Annotated in this window: 20 protein-coding genes; 12 read left to right on the forward strand and 8 right to left on the reverse strand. The window is 70.5% G+C overall.

Going from position 1 to position 20,191, the window contains the following annotated elements; genetic code table 11:
* Positions 1-2: 2 nt before the first annotated feature.
* From ACZ7OU_RS44095 to ACZ7OU_RS44115, 5 genes are all read left to right on the forward strand, one after another.
* Complete coding sequence (locus ACZ7OU_RS44095; RefSeq protein ID WP_470245195.1) at positions 3-539, forward strand: hypothetical protein; 537 nt, start codon at positions 3-5, stop codon at positions 537-539.
* A gap of 403 nt (positions 540-942) precedes the next feature.
* Positions 943-2,052, forward strand: coding sequence for a Gfo/Idh/MocA family protein (locus tag ACZ7OU_RS44100; RefSeq protein WP_470259851.1), 1,110 nt, complete (start codon positions 943-945; stop codon positions 2,050-2,052).
* A complete protein-coding gene (locus ACZ7OU_RS44105; RefSeq protein WP_470259852.1) occupies positions 2,049-2,969 on the forward strand; it encodes a DUF6807 domain-containing protein in 921 nt (306 codons plus the stop codon). Before ACZ7OU_RS44100 ends, ACZ7OU_RS44105 begins: the two co-directional genes overlap by 4 nt.
* A complete protein-coding gene (locus ACZ7OU_RS44110; protein ID WP_470259853.1) occupies positions 2,966-3,718 on the forward strand; it encodes a cupin domain-containing protein in 753 nt (250 codons plus the stop codon). Before ACZ7OU_RS44105 ends, ACZ7OU_RS44110 begins: the two co-directional genes overlap by 4 nt.
* On the forward strand, positions 3,715-4,857 hold the full coding sequence (locus ACZ7OU_RS44115; RefSeq protein WP_470259854.1) for a Gfo/Idh/MocA family protein: 1,143 nt from the start codon (positions 3,715-3,717) through the stop codon (positions 4,855-4,857). Before ACZ7OU_RS44110 ends, ACZ7OU_RS44115 begins: the two co-directional genes overlap by 4 nt.
* A 1-nt stretch (position 4,858) precedes the next feature.
* On the opposite strand, the gene ACZ7OU_RS44120 is transcribed toward ACZ7OU_RS44115, so the two are convergent.
* Together ACZ7OU_RS44120 and ACZ7OU_RS44125 are read right to left on the reverse strand one after the other, a co-directional pair.
* The gene (locus ACZ7OU_RS44120) at positions 4,859-5,311 is read right to left on the reverse strand and encodes a hypothetical protein (RefSeq protein WP_470259855.1); all 453 of its coding nucleotides are present in this window, start codon (positions 5,309-5,311) and stop codon (positions 4,859-4,861) included.
* Positions 5,312-5,344: 33 nt separating this feature from the next.
* On the reverse strand, positions 5,345-6,553 hold the full coding sequence (locus ACZ7OU_RS44125; protein WP_470259856.1) for a PQQ-dependent sugar dehydrogenase: 1,209 nt from the start codon (positions 6,551-6,553) through the stop codon (positions 5,345-5,347).
* A gap of 65 nt (positions 6,554-6,618) precedes the next feature.
* Here ACZ7OU_RS44125 and ACZ7OU_RS44130 point away from each other — a divergent pair, with 65 nt between their 5' ends.
* On the forward strand, positions 6,619-7,527 hold the full coding sequence (locus tag ACZ7OU_RS44130) for an NAD(P)-dependent oxidoreductase (RefSeq protein ID WP_470259857.1): 909 nt from the start codon (positions 6,619-6,621) through the stop codon (positions 7,525-7,527).
* Between the two features lie 51 nt (positions 7,528-7,578).
* The gene (locus ACZ7OU_RS44135) at positions 7,579-8,154 is read left to right on the forward strand and encodes a DoxX family protein (protein ID WP_470245187.1); all 576 of its coding nucleotides are present in this window, start codon (positions 7,579-7,581) and stop codon (positions 8,152-8,154) included.
* A 538-nt stretch (positions 8,155-8,692) separates the two neighbouring features.
* On the opposite strand, the gene ilvD is transcribed toward ACZ7OU_RS44135, so the two are convergent.
* Positions 8,693-10,537, reverse strand: a complete 1,845-nt coding sequence (ilvD, locus tag ACZ7OU_RS44140) for a dihydroxy-acid dehydratase (RefSeq protein WP_470259858.1) — start codon at positions 10,535-10,537, stop codon at positions 8,693-8,695.
* Between the two features lie 94 nt (positions 10,538-10,631).
* A complete protein-coding gene (locus ACZ7OU_RS44145) occupies positions 10,632-11,081 on the reverse strand; it encodes a PH domain-containing protein (protein ID WP_470259859.1) in 450 nt (149 codons plus the stop codon).
* Positions 11,082-11,428: 347 nt separating this feature from the next.
* Here ACZ7OU_RS44145 and ACZ7OU_RS44150 point away from each other — a divergent pair, with 347 nt between their 5' ends.
* From ACZ7OU_RS44150 to ACZ7OU_RS44165, 4 genes are all read left to right on the forward strand, one after another.
* Complete coding sequence (locus ACZ7OU_RS44150; RefSeq protein WP_470245184.1) at positions 11,429-13,321, forward strand: acetolactate synthase large subunit; 1,893 nt, start codon at positions 11,429-11,431, stop codon at positions 13,319-13,321.
* 1 nt (position 13,322) lies between these two features.
* Positions 13,323-13,829, forward strand: coding sequence for an acetolactate synthase small subunit (gene ilvN, locus ACZ7OU_RS44155; protein ID WP_003080760.1), 507 nt, complete (start codon positions 13,323-13,325; stop codon positions 13,827-13,829).
* Between the two features lie 35 nt (positions 13,830-13,864).
* The gene (gene ilvC / locus ACZ7OU_RS44160; RefSeq protein ID WP_323331932.1) at positions 13,865-14,878 is read left to right on the forward strand and encodes a ketol-acid reductoisomerase; all 1,014 of its coding nucleotides are present in this window, start codon (positions 13,865-13,867) and stop codon (positions 14,876-14,878) included.
* Between the two features lie 81 nt (positions 14,879-14,959).
* Positions 14,960-15,226: a DUF397 domain-containing protein gene (locus tag ACZ7OU_RS44165; protein WP_470245183.1), complete on the forward strand. Its 267-nt coding sequence runs from the start codon at positions 14,960-14,962 to the stop codon at positions 15,224-15,226.
* On the opposite strand, the gene ACZ7OU_RS44170 is transcribed toward ACZ7OU_RS44165, so the two are convergent.
* The 4 genes from ACZ7OU_RS44170 to ACZ7OU_RS44185 form a co-directional block, all read right to left on the reverse strand.
* Positions 15,223-16,086 carry a nuclear transport factor 2 family protein gene (locus ACZ7OU_RS44170; protein ID WP_470245182.1) on the reverse strand — a complete coding sequence of 288 codons (864 nt, stop codon included), beginning with the start codon at positions 16,084-16,086 and terminating at the stop codon, positions 15,223-15,225. The genes ACZ7OU_RS44165 and ACZ7OU_RS44170 overlap by 4 nt on opposite strands.
* A 69-nt stretch (positions 16,087-16,155) precedes the next feature.
* Complete coding sequence (locus ACZ7OU_RS44175; protein WP_470259860.1) at positions 16,156-17,484, reverse strand: ankyrin repeat domain-containing protein; 1,329 nt, start codon at positions 17,482-17,484, stop codon at positions 16,156-16,158.
* Positions 17,485-17,746: 262 nt separating this feature from the next.
* A complete protein-coding gene (locus tag ACZ7OU_RS44180; protein WP_470259861.1) occupies positions 17,747-18,577 on the reverse strand; it encodes a TIGR03620 family F420-dependent LLM class oxidoreductase in 831 nt (276 codons plus the stop codon).
* Complete coding sequence (locus ACZ7OU_RS44185) at positions 18,574-19,473, reverse strand: TIGR03620 family F420-dependent LLM class oxidoreductase (RefSeq protein WP_470259862.1); 900 nt, start codon at positions 19,471-19,473, stop codon at positions 18,574-18,576. The genes ACZ7OU_RS44180 and ACZ7OU_RS44185 overlap by 4 nt, the downstream gene beginning before the upstream one ends.
* A gap of 87 nt (positions 19,474-19,560) precedes the next feature.
* On the opposite strand from ACZ7OU_RS44185, the gene ACZ7OU_RS44190 reads away from it, so the two are divergent.
* Positions 19,561-20,124, forward strand: coding sequence for a TetR/AcrR family transcriptional regulator (locus ACZ7OU_RS44190; protein ID WP_470245178.1), 564 nt, complete (start codon positions 19,561-19,563; stop codon positions 20,122-20,124).
* The last annotated feature ends 67 nt before the right edge of the window (positions 20,125-20,191 follow it).

Here is a 20,191-nt window from a genome sequence, read left to right on the forward strand (position 1 = left end):
TCATGACACAGCCGTTTTCCGTCAAGAGCGTCACCTGGCGCGAGTGGCTCGGCCTGGCGGCCGGGCTGCTCGCGCTGGGCTCGATGTTCCTGCCGTGGACCACACTCAGCACCAACAAACCGGACATCGAAGACATCCTCTCGCAGTTGGACCACAGCGACGTCGTCCGCGACGCGTGGCACTCGACCTTCTTCGCGTGGTGCCCGCCGCTGCCCTTGCTGCTGGCCGGGCTGGTCGTGGTCTTCTTCGGGCGAATCCGGAAAGCGCGCGTCAGCGGCCTGCCGCACCTGTGGCTGGCGGTCGCGTTGGCGTCGTTGCTGCTGATGGTGATCGGCTGGTTCACGCTGGACTGGGAGTTCGACGAGGACCAGCGTGGCATCTTCGAGGCCGCCGGCATCGCCATCGGCCCCGGCTTCGGCCGGTTCCTCGGGTTCCTGGCCGCGCTCGTGTCGGGTGTAGCCGCTTTCTTGGACATGCGAGCGGCGCGGGCCGAGAGCCGGCAGCCGCGGAAGCGTGAGCCTCGTAGCAAGAGCCGCTGACCGGTTTCCGGCAACCTGCGCCCGTTGAGGTGATCGCGGGGCACCGCCGGGGTTTGTGCGGCGGCGGCCGCACTGTCGGGGAGTCGTCGGTCGTTGGCGCATTTCGTGGTCGGCTGGGGCGGGCTGAGTCGTCCGTTCCGGTCCATGGCCTCTGGTGACAACGTTGACATTCTTGGCGGCCGTTGCGTGAGAAAGCGCTTTCTGACACGGTCGAGGGGCGAGCCGCCAGAGGGAGCGGGCGAACGGTGGGAGGTGCCGGTGACGTCGCCGGGGGTCCGTGCGGCGATCGAAATGCGGCGGCGAAGGAGCTGCCCGAGGGAGGCGCGCGGGGGACTGAGGCGGGCGTCCGCGGAGGACATGTCGACGTTCCGCGGGGGCGAAGCTGATGTGGAGGGAGTCCGGGTTGGCTCAGGGAAAGCTGCGGGTCGCCGTCGTCGGGACTGGGGCCATTGCCGACAGCCACCGTGCCGCCTATCGAGCCCACCGCGACGATGTCGATCTCGTGGCCGCCGCCGATGTCGATGAGGGTCGGGCTCTTGCCTTCTGTTCGACCACCGAGCACGCCAAGCCCTACCCGGACCTCGGCTCACTGCTCGCCGAGCAGGGACCTGACCTCGTCTCGATCTGCACTCCGCCCGGGCTGCACGTCGAACAGACCAAAGAGGTCCTCGCGAGCGGAGCCTGGGTCTGGTGCGAGAAGCCGCCTTGTCGTTCGCTTGCCGAATACGACGAGATGACCTCCGTCGAAGTTGACGGTGGGCCGTACGTCTCCTTCGTCTACCAGCAGCGGTCCGGCTCCGCCGTTGCCCACTTTCGGGAACTGCTCGCGAAAGGGGAACTCGGGCGTCCGCTCGTCGCGCATTGTCAGACCACCTGGTACCGCGATGCCGCTTACTACGCCGTCCCGTGGCGTGGGCGTTGGGCGACCGAAGGTGGTGGACCCGCCATGGGCCATGGCATCCACCAGATGGATTTGCTGCTCCACCTGCTCGTCGACGACGACGATGGCGACGGGGACGGGGACGGGGACGGCGAGTGGGCCGAAGTCCAGGCGATGACCGCGCGGCTCGTGCACGACGTCGAGACCGAGGACGTCTCCACCGCGCTCGTCCGGTTCGGGTCCGGGGCGCTCGCCACCGTCGTCAACAGTGTCCTTTCACCCGATGAGGTGAGCCGGATCCGGATCGACTGTGAGCGGGCCACCGTCGAGCTCACGCACCTCTACGGTCACGTTGCCGAAAACTGGCGGTACACCCCCGCGCCGGACGTCGCCGGAATAGTGACGACACCGGCCGAGGACGTCGGCAGTTCGCACGCCGCCGCCTTCAAGCCCGTGCTGGAGGCCTTCCGGGCCGGAAAGCGACCACCGTGCAGTGGCGCGGACGGGCGGCGGGTGCTGGAGTTCGTCGCCGCTCTCTACAAGGCCGCCTTCACCGGGCAGGTCGTGCGCCGCGGTGAGATCGGGCCAGGGGATCCCTTCTACCTGGGAATGGCCGGGGTGAGTGCGGGATGAGCGCCGCGATCACCGTCACGCACCGGCACGGTGACCGCGTGACCGTCGACGCCGGCGGGGTCCCGCTCATGTCCTATGTGTACAAGCCCGACCCCGTCGCCTACGAGTCGCGCAAGCCCTACACCCACCCGCTGCGCACGCTGCGCGGCCGGCGCGTCAGCGGGTACCGGCCCGCCGACCACCGGTGGCACAAAGGCCTGCAGATGACGTCGAGCCACCTGTCCGGCCAGAACTTCTGGGGCGGCCACACCTACGTCCCCGGCCGCTGGTACCAGGACCTGCCCGACCGCATCGGCTCGATGCGCCACGACGGGTTCGCCGGCTTCACCGTCGGCGGCGACCGGCTGACCTTCACCGAACGGCTCACCTGGGTGGCTCACCGCGGCGACGAGTGGGCGCGCGAGCGGCGGGACATCGTCGTCCACTCCGTCGAACCCGGCGAAGGCGCCTGGGCGATCGACTGGGGCATCGAACTGACCAACGTCCGGGACACGCCGCTTGTGTTCGGCAGCCCGACCACCGCCGGCCGCGAGCAGGCCGGGTACACCGGGCTGCACTGGCGGGGCCCGCGTGACTTCAGCGGTGGCCGCGTCTTCGGGCCCGGTGGTCTCGGCGGCGACGACATGATGGGCGCGCAGGCGCCGTGGCTGGCCTTCGTCGGCGAGCACGACGACGTCGACGCGCATTCGACGCTCGTCTTCGCGCACTCGCCGGAAAACGACGACGCGATCCACGAGTCGCACTGGTTCGTCCGAAGCAAGGAGACGCCCATGGTGGCGTTCTCGTGGGCGTTCTTCGAAGAATTCGTCCTCCCGCCGGGAGAAAGCTTCACGTACCGCTACCGGGTCGTTGTCGCGGACGGCGCGTGGGACTGCGATCAGGTGACCGAATACCTCGACGGGCACGGATGGTCATGAACGAATTCCCGCTACCGGGTGGCATCGGCGTATCGCACTTGCGGGCCTACGACTGGGAAGCCGAGGATGGCGTGTGCGGCGGCAGCCCACACCTGCACCTCGCTTGCACCGAGGCCTATGTCGTCACGGCCGGACGAGGCGCCGTCCAGACGTTGAGCCCCGGCGGGTACGCCGAAACGCCGCTCGAAGCCGGCGTGATCGCGTGGTTCGCGCCGGGGACCGTCCACCGGATGGTGCAGGGCGGCGGCCTGCGCGTCACCGTCCTCATGCAGAACAGCGGCCTGCCCGAGGCGGGCGACGCCGTGTTCACTTTTCCACCAGACGTTCTCGCGGACGCGGAGACCTACGCCGAGGCCGCCGCGTTGCCGAAAACCGACGAGGCCGCCAAAAGGCGTCGCGACCTGGCGATTCGCGGTTACCTGCCGCTGCGCGAAGCGCTGCTGGACGGCGATCCGGAGCCGTTGCGGACTTTTCACCGGGCGGCCGTCGCGCTGGTGTCGCCGAAAATCGGAGACTGGGTACCGCGCTGGCAGGCCGGGGCGCTCAAGGCCGCCGAACTGACCGGCGCGCACCTCAAGGCACTCGCCGACGGCGACGGGAGCCATCTCGACCAGTCGGGCGTCCGGGTCGCGACGCCGTCGAACCCCGACGGCTACGGCATGTGCGGGCGTCGCGCGGAATACGACATCCCGGGTGTCACCTCGCCGTACGGCGAGGAAGCCCTCGATCAGGAAGGCCGTCAGCGATGAACCAGACCGCCATCGGAGTGCTGCTCAACGGCGTCACGGGCCGGATGGGCTACCGGCAGCACCTGCTCCGGTCGGTGCTGGCCATCCGCGAGCAGGGCGGGGTCGAGCTGCCCGACGGCACCCGCGTGCAGCTCGAACCGATCCTCGCCGGGCGCAACGCGGCGAAGCTGAAGGAACTCGCCGATCGGCACGGCCTGACCGCGTGGACGACCGACGTCGATTCGGCGCTGGACGACGTCCGGATCTACTTCGACGCGCAGCTGACGTCGGCGCGCGAACCGTCGGTGCGGGCGGCGATCGCTGCGGGCAAGCACGTCTACGCCGAGAAGCCGCTGGCCGACACGCTGCCGGCGGCGCTGGAGCTGGCCGGGCTCGCGCGGGACGCCGGGATTTGTCACGGCGTCGTCCACGACAAGCTGTTCCTGCCCGGGCTGCGGAAGCTGCGGCGGCTGGTCGACGGCGGGTTCTTCGGCCGGATCCTGTCGGTGCGCGGCGAGTTCGGCTACTGGGTCTTCGAGGGCGACTGGCAGGAGGCACAGCGGCCGAGCTGGAACTACCGCGCCGAGGACGGCGGCGGGATCGTGCTCGACATGTTCTGCCACTGGAACTACGTGCTGGAGAACCTCTTCGGCCGCGTTGAGGCCGTGACCGCGAAAGCGACAACGCACATCCCGCGCCGCTGGGACGAACACGGCGAGGCGTACGCGGCGACGGCCGACGACGCCGCGTACGGCATCTTCGAGCTCGAGTCGGGGGCCATCGCGCAGATCAATTCGTCGTGGTCGACGCGGGTGTTCCGCGACGAGCTCGTCGAGTTCCAGGTCGACGGCACCGAGGGCAGCGCCGTCGCCGGCCTGCGACGCTGCCGCGTCCAGCACCGCTCGGCGACGCCGAAGCCCGTGTGGAACCCGGACCTGCCGGCCACTGAGCCCTTCCGTGACCAGTGGCAGGAGGTACCGGACAACGCCGAGTTCGACAACGGCTTCAAGGCGCAGTGGGAGGAGTTCGTCCGGGACGTCGTCGCCGGGCGGCAGCACCGCTACGACTTCTTCTCGGCCGCCCGCGGGTTGCAGCTCGCGGAGGCCGGGCTGACGTCGTCGGCCGAGGGACGGCGGGTGGAGCTGAAGCCGCTGACGTAGGTCAGTCGACGGGGGTCCGAGGCGCTTCGAGAACGCGGTGGAGGTGGGAAGTGCTTCCCTCGTGGTCGATCCGCGTCCGGAACCCGGCTTTCGCCAGAACGTCCAGCAAGGCCTCGGCGACCACCTTCCGCGCGTCGAGAACGTACCTGAGCAGCGGGCTGCTCGCATCCTGGGCCCGCAGTGCCGCGCGGTAGTTTTCCGTTTCCGTGACCGGGGCCCGCCAGCTGATCTCCACGCCGAACGGATGGGACTCGTGCACCCTGATGTGCGCGCCGGTGGGATAAGGATGGAAATCGGCTTCGCGGAGAACCGAGGCGGCGAATCCCATTCGGGTCAATTCGACTTCGACCGCCCGGGCGAGCTCGAGCCAGGAATCGACCGCTTCGGCCGGTGCGCGATAGTTCGGGTCGTTCTCCGAACGGGATCTCTCGTGGAACTGGAAAGGGTCGGTCACGTCGCGAGGTTAGCGCGGGCAATGTCGCCGAGGTCAGTCCTTGCCGTTGCCGCCGCCGGACGTCGCCGGCGTGATCAGCACGACGCGGTCGTCGCTCGAAACCGGTGTGCCGCCGTCCTTGTTGACCGTGCCCGCCACCGCGAGCTGCGGGTTGATCATGCTCATCCCGGCGAGCCGCCCGAACGTCTCCGGCGGCTTGCCGGTCTTCCCGTCGAGGCTCACCGTCGGCTTGCCGCTGATCGCGCCTTCCGCGGTCACCGGAAGGTTCTGCAGGTTTCCGGCCAGCGACATCCCGACCGAGACCGAGCCGTTCGCGTCGACGAAGTCGGCGCAGCCCGCGACCCCCGGCTTGTCCGGCCACGTCCACGCCGGCGTCGTCATCGGCTGCCCGGCCTGGACCCGGTAGATAGCGTCCTTGTCGGCCAGCCGGTCGGTGACCCACACGCGGCCGCCGTCGGCGGAGGCGCACAGCCCGCCCGGCGCGTGCAGCCCGGCCGCCACGGTCAGCGAGCCCTGCGGGTTGCCCGCCGCGGCCTTGCCGGACGTGTCGATCCGCAGCACCTTCCCGGCGAGGGAGTTCGGGTCGGCGGCGGCGTTCGGGTTGCCCGCGTCGCCGGTGGCGACGAGCAGCGCGCCCCGGTTGTCGGCGCTGATCGTGCCGCGGTTGCCGGTCGAGCCCTTGGGGATGCCGGTGAGCACCGGCTTCGCCGCCTGCCCCTTGGCGAAGCGCACGACGCGGTTGTCCGTCGCTGTCGTCACGTAGGCGAACACGAGCTGGTCTTCGACGTACGACGGCGAAAGCGCGAGGCCCGTCAGGCCGCCGTCCCCAGCCGCCTCGACGTCGAGCTTCGCGAAGTCCGTGGCGTCCTTGCCCGCCGTCGCCAGCAGCACGCGGCCGCTCTTGCGCTCGCCGGCCAGCGCGCTCGGCGTCGAGCCGTCACCAGGCAGGCCGGCCACCGCGGCGACGGTGTCCAGGCAGGTCGCGATCACCGACGGGTCGAAGTCCTTGCAGCCCTGCGGCGGCGGCACGGGCGTGGCCGACTGGCCGGGCCGCGCCTGCCGGCCGTCACCGCCGGAGTCCGCGCCGGGGCCCTGGACCTCGGGCGGCGACTCGGGGCTGGGCACGGGCGCGGGGCTGAAGGTCTGGCCGGCCGCGGTGTCGTCGAACCGCGCGCACCCGGCGGGCAGCAGGACGCCGCAGGCCAGGATCGCCAGCAGGGTCGAGCGGTAGCGGGTGCGCATGATCGCCCAGCCTAAGGGCCGGTGCGTGAACCATGGGTGAGTACTCCTCGATTACGGTGAGGATCATGACGCTGACCGTGCTGGTGCCCGACGACGAGGGCCTGACCGTGCTCGCCGAGGTGCCGCGGGTCCTGCCCGTCCGCCACCAGTGGGGCGAGCAGGTGCCGCCCGAGGCCGCGAAAGCCGCGGTGCTCATCCCCGGCAAGCATCCGCCGGGCGAGGAGCTGTGGCGCGCGCTGCCGAACCTGAGGCTGATCCAGCTGCTTTCCGCCGGCGCCGAAGACTGGGTGGGCAAGGTGCCCGACGGGGTCCTGCTCTCCACCTGCCGGGGCGCGCACGGCGGGAGCAGTGCCGAGTGGGTCGTCGCGGCGCTGCTGTCGATGTACCGGAAGCTGGACGTCTTCGGCGCGGCGCAGCGCGAAGGCCGGTGGGAGCGGCAAAGCACCGACACGCTGCAGGGCAAGCGCGTGCTCGTCATCGGCGCCGGTGACCTGGGGCAGCACCTGCGGCGGCGGCTCGAGCCGTTCGACGCGCGCTGCACCATGGTCGGGATGACCGCGCGGGACGGCGTGCACGGCGTGCGGGAGCTGCCCGCGCTGCTCGGCCTGCACGACGTCGTCGTGCTGATGGTGCCGCTGACCTCGCGGACGCGGGGGATGGTCGACGCGGAGTTCCTCGCCGAGATGCGAGACGGCGCGGTGCTGGTCAACGTCGCCCGCGGCGCCGTCGTGGACACCGACGCCCTGGTCGCCGAACTGGCCACGGGCCGGCTGCGCGCCGCGCTCGACGTCACCGATCCCGAACCGCCGCCGCCCGGGCACCCGCTCTGGACGGTGCCGGGGCTGCTGCTCACCCCGCACGTCGGCGGGGCCGTGCGCGGGGTGCGGGGCCGGTCGTACGCCGTCGCCGCGGCCGAGATCGCGCGGTACGCCGGCGGCGAGCTGCCGGACAACCTGGTGCACGGGGAGTACTGACGCGCGGCGCGGTCTCTCGCCAGGTCAGCCCGCATCCCCTACTCTTCGCGCGTGAGCAGTGGAGACGACTTTTCGCAGCAGCCCACCAGCCTCCTTTCGGACGTCCAGGACGACGGGCCCGACGACACCCCCCGCCAGGGCGGGCTGGGCCTCGGCCTGCTGATCCTGCGGGTGGCGCTCGGCGCGACCATGGGCGCGCACGGCCTGCAGCACCTGTTCGGCCTGTTCGGCGGGCCGGGCATCGGCGGGTTCGCGCGGGCGCTGGAGACGTTCGGGTACCACAAGCAGACGACGCTGCTGTCGTGGATCACCGGCATCACCGAGCTCGGCGGCGGCGTACTGGTGATCGTCGGGCTGTTCACGCCGCTGGCCGCGGCGGGACTGCTGGGGGTGGCGGCGAACGCCGTTTACGCGAAGTTCCACGGCGGGTTCTTCGAGGGACAGGGGCAGGGGTTCGAGTTCGAACTGCTGGTGGCGGCTTCGGCGCTGAGCCTGCTGTTCACCGGGTCCGGGCCGATTTCGCTGGAGCGGAACACGCCTTGGCGGAAGCGGCCGTTGCCGTTGGCGCTGGTGTCGTTGTTGCTGGCGGCCGCGGCTGCCGTGGTGGTCATTGTTTTGACGCGGTAGCGGTTGTGGTGGCGAGGGCTGTGGACAAACTCGCTTCGCGGGGCGGGGCTGTGGACAACTCGGCTTCGCGGGGGCGGAAGTGTCGGTGCTCGCCGGTAACGTTGAAACCGGGGGTCCCCCTCATGGCCCGAGGGGTCCGGACGCCGAAAGGCCGCCCCGGAAGCGGGACGGCCTTCGCGGCTTGCGCCGAGACTTACTGCCCGGCTCGTGTCGAGACTTGCTGCCGCGGCCCGAGCCGAAACCTGCTGCCGCGGCTCGAGCCGGAACACGCCGCCCCGGTTCGAGCCGAGACTTACTGCCGCGGCTTGGCCGGAACACGCTGCCCCAACTCGAGGCGGGGACTTGCTGCCCCGGCTCAAGCCGGAACTCACGGTCCCGAATCAAGCCGGGGCTTGCTGCCCCAACTCGAACCGGAACCCGCTGCCCGGCTTGAGCCGGAACTCACGGTTCCGGCTCGAAGCGGGACTTGCTGCCCGGCTCGAACCGAGACTTACTGCCCGGCTTGAGCCGGAACCCGCGGTCCCGGCTCAAGCGAGACCTACTTGTTCACGTCGCGGACCGCGCCCGTGTCCGCGGACGTCGCCATCCGGGCGTACGCGCGCAAGGCCGCCGTCACCGGGCGCTGGCGGTCCTTCGGCTGCCAAGGCCGCTCGGATGCCTCCATCTTCGAGCGGCGCTCGGCCAGCACCTCCGGGTCCACCAGCAGCTCCAAGCGGCGCTCGTGGATGTCCAACAGGATCCGGTCGCCGTTCTCCACCAGGGCGATCAGACCGCCTGCCGCCGCCTCCGGGGAGATGTGGCCCACCGAAATGCCCGATGATCCGCCCGAAAACCGGCCGTCCGTGATCAGGGCGCACTTCTTGCCGAGGCCGGACCCCTTGAGGAATGCCGTCGGGTGCAGCATCTCCTGCATGCCCGGGCCTCCCGCCGGGCCCTCGTAGCGGATCACCAGGACCTCGCCGGGCTGGATCTCCTTCTTGAGGATCGCCGACACCGCCTCCTCCTGGCTCTCCAGCACCCGCGCCGGGCCCTCGAAGTGCCACAGGTCCTCGTCGATGCCCGCGGCCTTGATCACCGCTCCGTTCTCGGCGAGGTTGCCGCGCAGGATCGCCAGGCCGCCGTCCTTCGTGTACGCGTGCTCGACGTCGCGGATGCAACCCCCGGCCGCGTCGGTGTCCAGTGACGACCACCGATTGGAAGTCGAGAACGCCTGGGTCGTGCGGACTCCGCCCGGTGCCGCGTGGAAGAGCTCCAGAGCAACAGCGGAAGGCGAGGAAGCCCGGATGTCCCACGAACCGAGCCACGACTCGATGTCCGGGGAGTGCACCGACCGGACGTCGGTGTTCAGCAGGCCGCCGCGGTACAGCTCGCCGAGGATCGCCGGGATTCCGCCCGCCCGGTGGACGTCCTCCATGTGGTAGTCGGAGTTCGGCGCCACCTTCGACAGGCACGGCACGCGGCGGCCGATCGCGTCGATGTCGGCGATCGTGAAGTCGACCTCGCCCTCCTGGGCGGCGGCGAGGATGTGCAGCACGGTGTTCGTCGAGCCGCCCATCGCCATGTCGAGGGCCATCGCGTTCTCGAACGCCTCGCGCGTGGCGATCGAGCGCGGCAGCGCGGACTCGTCGTCCTGCTCGTACCAGCGCTTGCACAGCTCGACGACCGTGCGCCCGGCCTCCTCGAACAGCGCGCGGCGCGCGGCGTGCGTCGCCAGCGTGGAACCGTTGCCCGGCAGGGAGAGCCCCAGCGCCTCGGTGAGGCAGTTCATCGAGTTCGCGGTGAACATGCCGGAGCATGAGCCGCAGGTCGGGCAAGCCGAGCGCTCGACGATGTCGAGCCCGTCCTCGTCGACGTCGGGGCTGGCCGACGCCGCGATCGCCGTGATCAGGTCGGTCGGCGCCTGCGCGACCCCGCCGACGACAACGGCCTTGCCGGCCTCCATCGGGCCGCCGGAGACGAACACGACCGGGATGTTGAGCCGCATCGCGGCGTTGAGCATGCCCGGGGTGATCTTGTCGCAGTTGGAGATGCAGACGAGCGCGTCGGCCTGGTGCGCGTTGACCATGTACTCGACCGAGTCGGCGATGATCTCGCGCGAGGGCAGCGAGTAGAGCATGCCGGAGTGGCCCATGGCGATGCCGTCGTCGACGGCGATCGTGTGGAACTCGCGCGCGACGCCGCCGGCTTCCTTGACCGCGCCGGCGACGATCTCGCCGAGGTCCTTGAGGTGCACGTGGCCGGGCACGAACTGCGTGTAGGAGTTGGCGATCGCCACGATCGGCTTGCCGAAGTCGCTGTCGGTCATGCCGGTGGCGCGCCAGAGCGAGCGCGCGCCCGCCGCGTTGCGGCCGTGGGTGGTGGTCCGGGAACGGAGAGGCGGCACGGCGAACTCCCAGGTCGGAATGGTGGGCCAGGCGGAGGTCGGGGACGCTCCGGCGAAACTGGTCCTACCAATTTAGCCCACGGGTTCCCGAGGGTTACTCGCTGGGCGACGTCTCGGGCTTGGCCGGCTTGACGTCCTCGGTGTCCAGCAAGCCGCTCGGGTCGGCGACGAGACCCTCGCTGACCAGCGAAAGCACCGGCAGGTGCCGGGTCCGAACGGTCGGCAGCGGCACCTTCGTGTCGTCCTCGAGCACCGCCTGCACGCGGGACTTCTTGGTGATCGCCAGTCCCTTGAGCGCCGACCACGGGACGTCGCGGTGGCCGAACATCGTGCGCGTCGCCAGCCCCGTGCGGGTCGCGATCGTGCGGGTCCGGACCACGAACACCGCGAGCGCGATCGGGAAGATGTAGAGCCACTGCAGGTACGGGATTTCGCCGAGCGCGATCGGCGTCACGCAGAGCGTCAGGAGCGCGATCGCCATGAACGACGTGCGGGGGATCCGGAAGACGGCCTTCCGGCCTTCGTCCTGCTCTTTTTCGGCCACCCCGAAATGGTGCACCGCGGCGCGGACCAGCCCGGAACCGGGTCGGATGCGAGTGACATGCGCCGCGCCGGTGTCCACGATGCGGACACGTCATCCCGCAGAGTTGACACCTGAGAGACCTTCGGACTAGCGTCAGCGTCGTGACACCGCTGACCGGCCTCGTACTTCCCAAGCGCGTCGACGCTTAGGGAAGACTTTCCGCTGCGTCGACGCGCGAACCCTCGTGCGACCTTACGGTCGGCGAGGGTTTTTTGTTGCCCACGGGAAGAGATTCCCCGCCCCACCGCACCAAGCGAGCCCAAAAAAAGACCCGAACGAGTGACACCGAGACCCACGAGGCAGAACCGATGACCAGTGCCACGTCGCGCAGCGACGCGAAACCCGGGCCGACGCCCGGAACGCCCGGAGCACGTCCGAAGCCGGCGCCACCGGCGGGAACCCCGGTGCGCGTCACCGGCGCGCAGTCCCTCGTGCGCTCCCTCGAGGCGGTCGGCGCCGAGGTGGTCTTCGGCATTCCGGGCGGCACCATCCTGCCCGCCTACGACCCGCTGCTGGACTCGACGAAGGTCCGCCACATCCTGGTCCGCCACGAGCAGGGCGCGGGGCACGCGGCCACCGGCTACGCGCAGGCCACCGGCAAGGTCGGCGTCTGCATGGCGACCTCGGGCCCGGGCGCGACCAACCTCGTCACCCCGCTGGCCGACGCGAACATGGACTCCGTCCCGGTCGTGGCCATCACCGGGCAGCAGTCCCGGGCGCTGATCGGCACCGACGCGTTCCAGGAAGCCGACATCTGCGGCATCACCATGCCGATCACCAAGCACAACTTCCTCGTGACCGACCCGGCGGAGATCCCGCGGACGATCGCCGAGGCGTTCCACCTGGCGTCCACGGGCCGGCCGGGCCCGGTCTTGGTGGACATCCCCAAGGACGTGCTGCAGGAGATGACCTCGTTCTCCTGGCCGACCGAGCTGCGGCTGCCGGGCTACCGCCCCACGCTGCGCCCGCACGGCAAGCAGGTCCGCGAAGCCGCGAAGCTCATCGCGAAGTCGCGTCGCCCGGTGCTCTACGTCGGTGGCGGCGTGATCAAGGCGGAGGCGCACGAGCAGCTGAAGCAGCTCGCCGAGCTGACCGGCATCCCGGTCGTCACCACGCTGATGGCGCGCGGCGCGTTCCCCGACTCGCACCCGCAGCACCTCGGCATGCCGGGCATGCACGGCACGGTCGCCGCCGTCGCCGCCATGCAGCGCGCCGACCTGCTGGTCGCGCTCGGCGCCCGGTTCGACGACCGCGTCACCGGCCAGCTGTCGTCGTTCGCGCCGGACGCCGCGATCGTGCACGCCGACATCGACCCGGCCGAGATCTCCAAGAACCGCAAGGCGGACGTCCCGATCGTGGGCGACTGCAAGGAGATCATCGGCGAGCTGATCACCGCCGTGCAGACCGAGTTCGAGCACGGCGGCAAGCCCGACCTCACCGACTGGTGGACCCAGGCCAACGGCTGGCGCGACGACTACCCGGCCGGCTACGAGTGGCCGGACGACGGTTCGCTGTCGCCGCAGTACGTCATCGAGCGGATCGGGCAGCTCGTCGGCCCGGACGCGGTGTACGCCGCCGGTGTCGGCCAGCACCAGATGTGGGCCGCGCAGTTCGTCAAGTACGAGAACCCGCGCACCTGGATCAACTCCGGCGGCCTCGGCACCATGGGCTACGCGGTGCCCGCGGCGATGGGCGCGCAGTTCGGCGTCCCCGGCACCCCGGTGTGGGCGATCGACGGCGACGGCTGCTTCCAGATGACCAACCAGGAGCTGGCCACCTGCGCCATCGAGGGCGCGCCGATCAAGGTCGCCGTCATCAACAACGGCAACCTGGGCATGGTCCGGCAGTGGCAGAACCTCTTCTACTCGGAGCGGTACTCCAACACCGACCTCGGCACGCACAAGCACCGCATCCCGGACTTCGTGCTGCTCGCCGAGGCCCTGGGTTGTGCGGGCCTGCGCTGCGAGACGAAGGAAGACGTCGACGCCACCATCCGCCGCGCGATGGAGATCAACGACCGCCCCGTCGTGATCGACTTCGTCGTGGGGAAGGATGCCCAGGTGTGGCCGATGGTCGCGGCCGGCACCGGCAACGACGAGATCATGGCGGTCCGGGGCATCCGGCCGCTGTTCGACGACGACGAGGTTTCGGTGGAGACGACCGAGGCCGCCGCGGAAGCCGCCCTGGAAGGTGAGCGCTGAGATGAGCGTCCACACGCTGAGTGTGCTGGTCGAAAACAAGCCGGGTGTGCTCGCGCGCGTCTCGGGCCTGTTCTCCCGCCGCGGTTTCAACATCGAGTCCCTCGCCGTCGGGCCCACGGAAAACCCCGAGGTGTCCCGCATGACGATCGTGGTCGCCGTGGAAGAGCTACCGCTCGAACAGGTGACGAAGCAGCTCAACAAGCTGGTCAACGTGATCAAGATCGTCGAGCTGGAGCAGTCGACCGCCGTGCAGCGTGAACTGCTGCTGGTCAAGGTCCGCGCCGACAACACCGTGCGCAGCCAGGTCCTCGAAACCGTCCAGCTCTTCCGCGCCAAGGTGGTGGACGTCTCTCCCGAGGCGCTCACCGTCGAGGCCACCGGGACGTCCGACAAGATCGGTGCGCTGCTGCGGATGCTGGAGCCCTATGGCATCCGCGAGCTGGTGCAGTCCGGCATGGTCGCGGTGGGCCGAGGCGCCCGTTCGATCACCGCCACCTCCCCGCGCTAGAAGCAAGTCAGTCAGGAAAGGAAGCAGTAACCCCCATGGCAGTGGAAATCTTCTACGACGACGACGCCGACCTCTCGATCATCCAGGGGCGCAAGGTCGCCGTGATCGGCTACGGCAGCCAGGGCCACGCCCACTCGCTGAGCCTGCGCGACTCCGGCGTCGACGTCCGCATCGGCCTGCCCGAGGGGTCCAAGTCGCGGGCGAAGGCCGAGGAGCAGGGCCTGCGCGTGCTCACCCCGGCCGAGGCGTCGGCCGAAGCCGACCTGATCATGATCCTGGCTCCGGACACGAAGCAGCGCTTCATCTACGAGCAGGACATCGCGCCGAACCTCAAGGACGGCGACGCGATCTTCTTCGGGCACGGCTTCAACATCCGCTACGACCTGATCAAGCCGCCGGCCAACGTCGACGTCGCGATGGTCGCCCCGAAGGGCCCGGGTCACCTCGTGCGCCGCCAGTTCGTCGACGGCAAGGGCGTCCCGGCGCTCATCGCGGTCGAGCAGGACGCCACCGGCAACGCGCAGGCGCTCGCCCTCTCCTACGCGGCCGCCATCGGTGGTGCCCGCGCCGGCGTCATCAAGACGACGTTCACCGAGGAGACCGAGACCGACCTCTTCGGCGAGCAGGCCGTGCTCTGCGGTGGCGCGTCCGCGCTGGTGCAGACCGGGTTCGAGGTGCTCACCGAGGCCGGTTACGCCCCGGAGATCGCCTACTTCGAGGTGCTGCACGAGCTGAAGCTGATCGTCGACCTCATGTACGAGGGCGGCATCGCGCGCCAGCGCTACTCGATCTCCGACACCGCCGAGTACGGCGATCTGACCCGCGGCCCGCGCGTCATCTCGCCGGCGGTCAAGGAAGAGATGAAGAAGATCCTCGGCGAGATCCAGGACGGCACGTTCGCGCGTGAGTGGGTCGCCGAGGACGAGGCCGGCCGGCCGAACTTCACCAAGCTCGAGGAGCAGGGCAACCAGCACCCGATCGAGGCGACCGGCAAGAAGCTGCGCGACCTGATGTCGTGGGTGGACCGGCCGATCACCGAGACCGCCTGATCTTTTTTGGTTGGACGCTGAAGGGGACGCCCGCTCGGGGCGTCCCCTTCAGTGCTTCCGGCGCTTGGTTACGCTATTCACATGAGCGATGACAAGGCGCACATCCGGCACGAGCTGGACCTGTCGAAGGCGGAATGGGTCCGGGCCGAGCCGGCGGGCGTCACGCTCGACGAGGTCGTCGAATACGCGCACATCCCGCACACCGACGGCGTCACCTACACCGCGATGCGGAAGTCGACCGACCCCGGCGGCGTGGTCCTCGTCTTCACCCCGTCCGAGTGGGACGCGTTCCTCAAGGGCGTCCGCGACGGCGAGTTCGACCTGCCCGAAGACCTCGCGCAGGCCTAGAGCTTCGCCGCCAGCTCGGGGATCTTCCCCAGCTCGCCCGCGATGGCGAGGTGGTCGCCGTAGTCGCGGGATTCGACGACCAGGCCGTCGCGCACGCGCATCGAGAAGATGTTGGCGATCCGCACCGGCTTGCCGCCGTACTCGCCCTGGTAGGCGAACTCGCCGATGAGGACCTCCGGGTCGGTGCCCTGGTAGGTGACCAGGTCCGTCACCGAGAAGCCGGGGTTCAACGCCTTGCCCGCCGCGAAGTGCTCTCGCAGCTCGTCGCGCGTGCGGACCACGCTCGAGCCCGGCAGGAACGGGTGCGTCACGTGGGTTTCCTCGGCGTACAGCTCCGGCAGCTCGTCCCAGCGCCCGCCGGCGACGCCGTGCACGAGCCGCTCGAACACCGTGCCCGAGGTCTCCGGCGTGACCGGTGAAAGAACCCGTGGCGGTGCCTGCTCGTAGGCCTTGGCCAGCAGGTCGACGCCGTCGTGGAGCGCCGCGAGCCGCAGGAAGTCGTGGTAGTCGCGGGAATGGACGATCAGGCCGTCGCGCACGCGCAGGACCTGGATGTTGGCGGCCGTGGTCGTCCGGCCGGTTTCGACCGACTCGGCGTCGTAGTCGTATTCGGCGACGATCACCTCGGGATCCGTCGTCTCGTGGACGACCACGTTCTTGGGCTTGAGCCGGACCGCCGTCGCGAGCGGGCCGGCGAACCGCTCGTGCACGGCCGCGCGGCCGGTGAGCCGCGTCGGCCGCGGCACGGCTTGGGGGTGTTCGACGACGGTGTCTTCGGCGTAGAGCGCGGAAAGCTCGCCGAACCGTCCGTCGCCGATGCCGTCGGACAGGGCGGCGAACACGTCGCGGGGTGTGGTCATGAATCCTCCCAGTGGCAAAACGGAGTCTGTAGTCCGTCTCCGACGATACGGACTGCAGACTCCGGTTGTCTACAGGGAGCGGATGAGATCCCGGGCGGCCGGCTGCTCGCACACGTCGGCCCACGTCTCCGGGGTGCTGGTGAAGATCCCGTCCCGGGCGCCGAGGTCGGCGCCGTGCCCGACGAGGACGCGGATCGCGTCCAGGTGCCCGGACTGCGCGGCGAGGTGCAGCGCCGTGACGCCTTCGCCGTGGTTCGGGCCTCCGAAGGTGCCCTTCCGGTTCACGTCCGCGCCGAGGTCGAGCACCGTCCGGATCGCGGCGATCCGGCCGGTGGCCGCCGCCCACGCGAGGGCGGTGCCGCGGTAGACGTCCGCGTCGACGTCGGCGCCCCGCTCGACGAGCGTGCGGAGTGCGTCGACGCGGTCGTTGCGGGCGGCCCAGGCCAGTGCTTCGTTCTTGGCCTCGGCGGGGTCGTCCGCCGGGTGCCAGGCCGGGAAACCGCTGTGCGGGCGGTAAAAGCCGCGGTGCGCGCCGGCCGCGGGGTGCCCCGGTCGCAGGAGCTCGTCGAGGAGGTCCGCGTCGCCGAGCCCGGCCGCGACGCGCAGGTTGCCGGGCGCCCGGCTGTGGGGCGCCAGCTTCTCCGCGGCCTCGCGGTGGCCCCAGAACAGCGCGACGACCAGGGGAGTGCCGCCGTCACCGCGGGCGGAGACATCGACCGGGGCGCCCGCGTCGAGCAGCAGGTCGAGCAGGAGCGGGAGGTTGCTGTAGGCGGCCTGGTGCAGTGGCGTCCAGCCGTGGACGTTGCCGCGGGCCGGGTCGGCACCGTGGTCGAGCAGGATCTTGCTGAGCCGCTCGTCGCAGGTGGCGCCGGCCATGCCGAGCAGGTCGTTGCCGTTGGTGCCGCGGGCGGTGACCAGGCCGGGGAACTCGTCGAGGAGCGTTTTGAGGGCTTCGGGATCCCGTGCTTCGACCGCGCGGTACGCCCGCGCGAACGGCTCCCCACTGTCCACAAGGGACTTGACGTGGTCGCGGAGGGTGCGCCAGGAAACGAAACCGTGTTCGCGGGCGACGACCACGAGTGCGCCGTCCCGGGTGAGCGGTTGTTCCCAGCGCTCGAAGGGCTTTCGCGCGCCGGGCGTTTCGTCCTCGGCCGAGGCGAGCAGGCCGAGCGCGCGTTCGGCGTAGTAGTGGACGTCCTGGTGGTACGGGTGCTGCAGGTTTTCGCCGTGGTCCGTGACGCGCCGGACGTACGCCTGGAGTTTCGGCCAGCTCGGGAAGCCGTGGTCGCGGGCGATCCGGAACTGCGCTTCGGAGAGTTTGACGCCTTCGGCGCGTGCGAGGTCCTTCGCGCGCTTGCGGAGCTGGTCCAGGCTGGGTTTGGCGGGCAACGTGCCCATGGTGCCTCCTTCCCTCGACGCCCGTGGTCCGCCGGCACCGGGCAGGAAAGAAGGTGCGGAGCTGGTGGTGCGGTGCTGCGGGGGTGGGCTCGGCCCTTTCCGCGGACGGGACGCGGCCCTCACCGCGTCCCGCCACCCTACTCCGGCGTGATCGAAGGGGCATCGCGCGTGATTGCACGGGCATCACGCGTGACTGGAGGGGCATCACGCGTGATTGCGCGGGCATCGGACGTGATGCCCCTCCAGTCACAGGTGATGCCCGTCAGGACACGAGTGATGCCCCTCGGAGCACGTCCGCCAGGCGACGGTAGGAGTCCGGGGTCCGGGCCAGGACCTGGACGCAGACGTGGTCGGCGCCCGCGTCGAGGTGGGCCTGGATGCGGTTCGCCGCCGCCTGCTCGCCGGTCGCGACGATCGCGTCGACCAGGCGGGCGCTGCCGCCGTCGGCCAGGTCCTCCTCCGTGAAGCCGAGGCGGCGCAGGTTCTCCCGGTGGTGCCGCGCCTGCCGGACGTACGGGTCGACGTGCTCCCGCGCGGCCGACGGGGAAGCGTCCAGGAGAACCGCCTGCTCGACCGCCAGGTACTTGCCCGGCCCGAGCCGCTCGCGGGCCATCGCGGTGTGTTCCGGCGGGACGAAGTACGGGTGGGCGCCGTCGGCGCGTTCGGCCGCCAGGTCCAGCAGCTTCGGGCCCAGCGCCGCGAGCACCCGGCGCGGCCGCGGGCCGGGCTGGGGGAGTCCCGGCAGCTCGGCCGAGTCCATCCCGTCGAGGTATTCGCGCAACGCCGTCAGCGGCCGCGCGCCCGGCCGGTGCCCGCCCAGACCGGCGATGAACCGGCCCGGGTAGGCCTCGCCCAACGCGCGGACGGCGCCTTCCGCCGCGAGCGGGGAACGCTGGTCGAAGCGCGCGACGCCGGTGGCGATCGTCAGCTTCGACGTCGCCGCGAGGAGCAACGCCGCCTGCGTGAACGCCTCCCGCCCGGCGTATTCGCCGAACCAGATCGCGTCGAAACCCAGCTCCTCGATCTCCGCGGCCGTCTCGCGCACCGCGGAAATCGGGTCGCCGTCGAAGAACCGCCAGATCCCGACGCTCATCGGACGACCTCCGGGGCCAGCTCCAGCAACAGGTCCACAGTGGACTCGAAGGTCGCCGCGGACGGGGTCAGCAGCACGTGGTCCGCGCCCGCGTCGAGGAGCTCGTCCAGTCGCTTCGCGATGGTCGAAACGTCACCCCACAGGACGAGGTCGTCGACGAACCGGTCGCTGGGGCCCGCGATGTCGGCATCGGTGTAGCCGAGCCGTTTCCAGCCCGCGAGGTAGACCGTGACGGAGTATTCGCGCGACTGCGCCACCCGCCGCCGCACGCTCTCCCTGGCGTCCTCGCGACCGCCGAGCAGCACGGTCTGCTGCGGGATCAGCAGCTTGTCCAGCCCCAGGATGCCGCGGGCGTACGGCGTGTGCGACACAGGCTGGGCGAAGGGGTGCGCGCCGTCGGCGAGATCGCGCGACAGCTCCAGCATCTGCGGTCCGACGGCGGCCAGCACGCGCGGAAACGCCACTGGAGAAGGGTTCTCCGTCGCCGCCGCGTCCATTTCGGACAGATACGCGCGCATCCGGTCGATCGGCCGGTACTCCTCGCCGAGCTTCGTGGCCTGGAACGCGTGCCCGATGCCGATGCCGAGCACGAACCGTCCCGGGTGGGCCTGGGCGAGGGTGGCGCCGCCCTTTTCGGTGGTCACCCCGCGCCGCAGCCAGGTGTTCGCGATACCGGTGCCGAGCACGACGTCCGGCACCGAAGCGAGCAGGTCGCCGAAGTGGGCGAACACCTCGCGGGTGCCGGGTCCTTCGCCGCTCCACACCGAGCGGTAGCCGGCTTCGGCGACCCGGCGGGTGGCCGCGCGCTCGACGTCCGGGGCTGGTTGCAGGGGCGCGCTCGGCAGCCAGGCGCCGATGGCGCCGAGCCGGGCACGCGTGTCTTCGACCAGGGTCATCCTCGTTCCCTCCAGTAATGTGAGGCTGCCTCCGGTTAATATACGGAGGTAGCCTCCGATTGGCTACCCGGTAGGGTCGGAAGGGCGATGACCGAAGTCAAGCCGATGCGCGCGGACGCCCGCCGCAACTACGAGCGCCTCCTCGAAGAGGCCCAGCGTGCCTTCGCCGAGCACGGCGTCGAGGCGTCGCTGGAAGACATCGCGCGCCGCGCCGGGGTCGGCATCGGCACGCTCTACCGGCACTTCCCGACCCGGGAGGCCCTGCTCGAGACGCTGCTGCGCGCCCGGTTCGACGCGCAGGCCGACCGGGCGCGCGAACTGCTCACCCACCCCGAGCCGCTGGCCGCGCTGCAGACCTGGCTGACCGGGCTCGGCGTCGCCACCGGCACGTTCCGCGGCCTGGTGGAGCTCACCGCCGACGCCCTCAGTGACGAATCGTCCCGTTTGTACGCGTCGTGTCACGCGATGCGGGAGGCCGGTTCCCACCTGGTGGAACGCGCGAAAAAAGAAGGCGCACTACGCAAGGACGTCACCACGCACGAGCTTCTTCTCTTGCTGCACGCGGCATCCTGGGCGGGCGGGCACCTGCCCGGCCCGGAGGGCATGCAGCGCCTCCTGGCACTTGTTTTCGAGGGATTACGAGTGAGTTAACACCATGGGAAGCCAGGGGGCGGCCCAGCGGGTTAAACTCCGCCTCGACCGGGGCACAACGACGTGC

Source organism: Amycolatopsis sp. NPDC114505 (genome assembly GCF_055633615.1).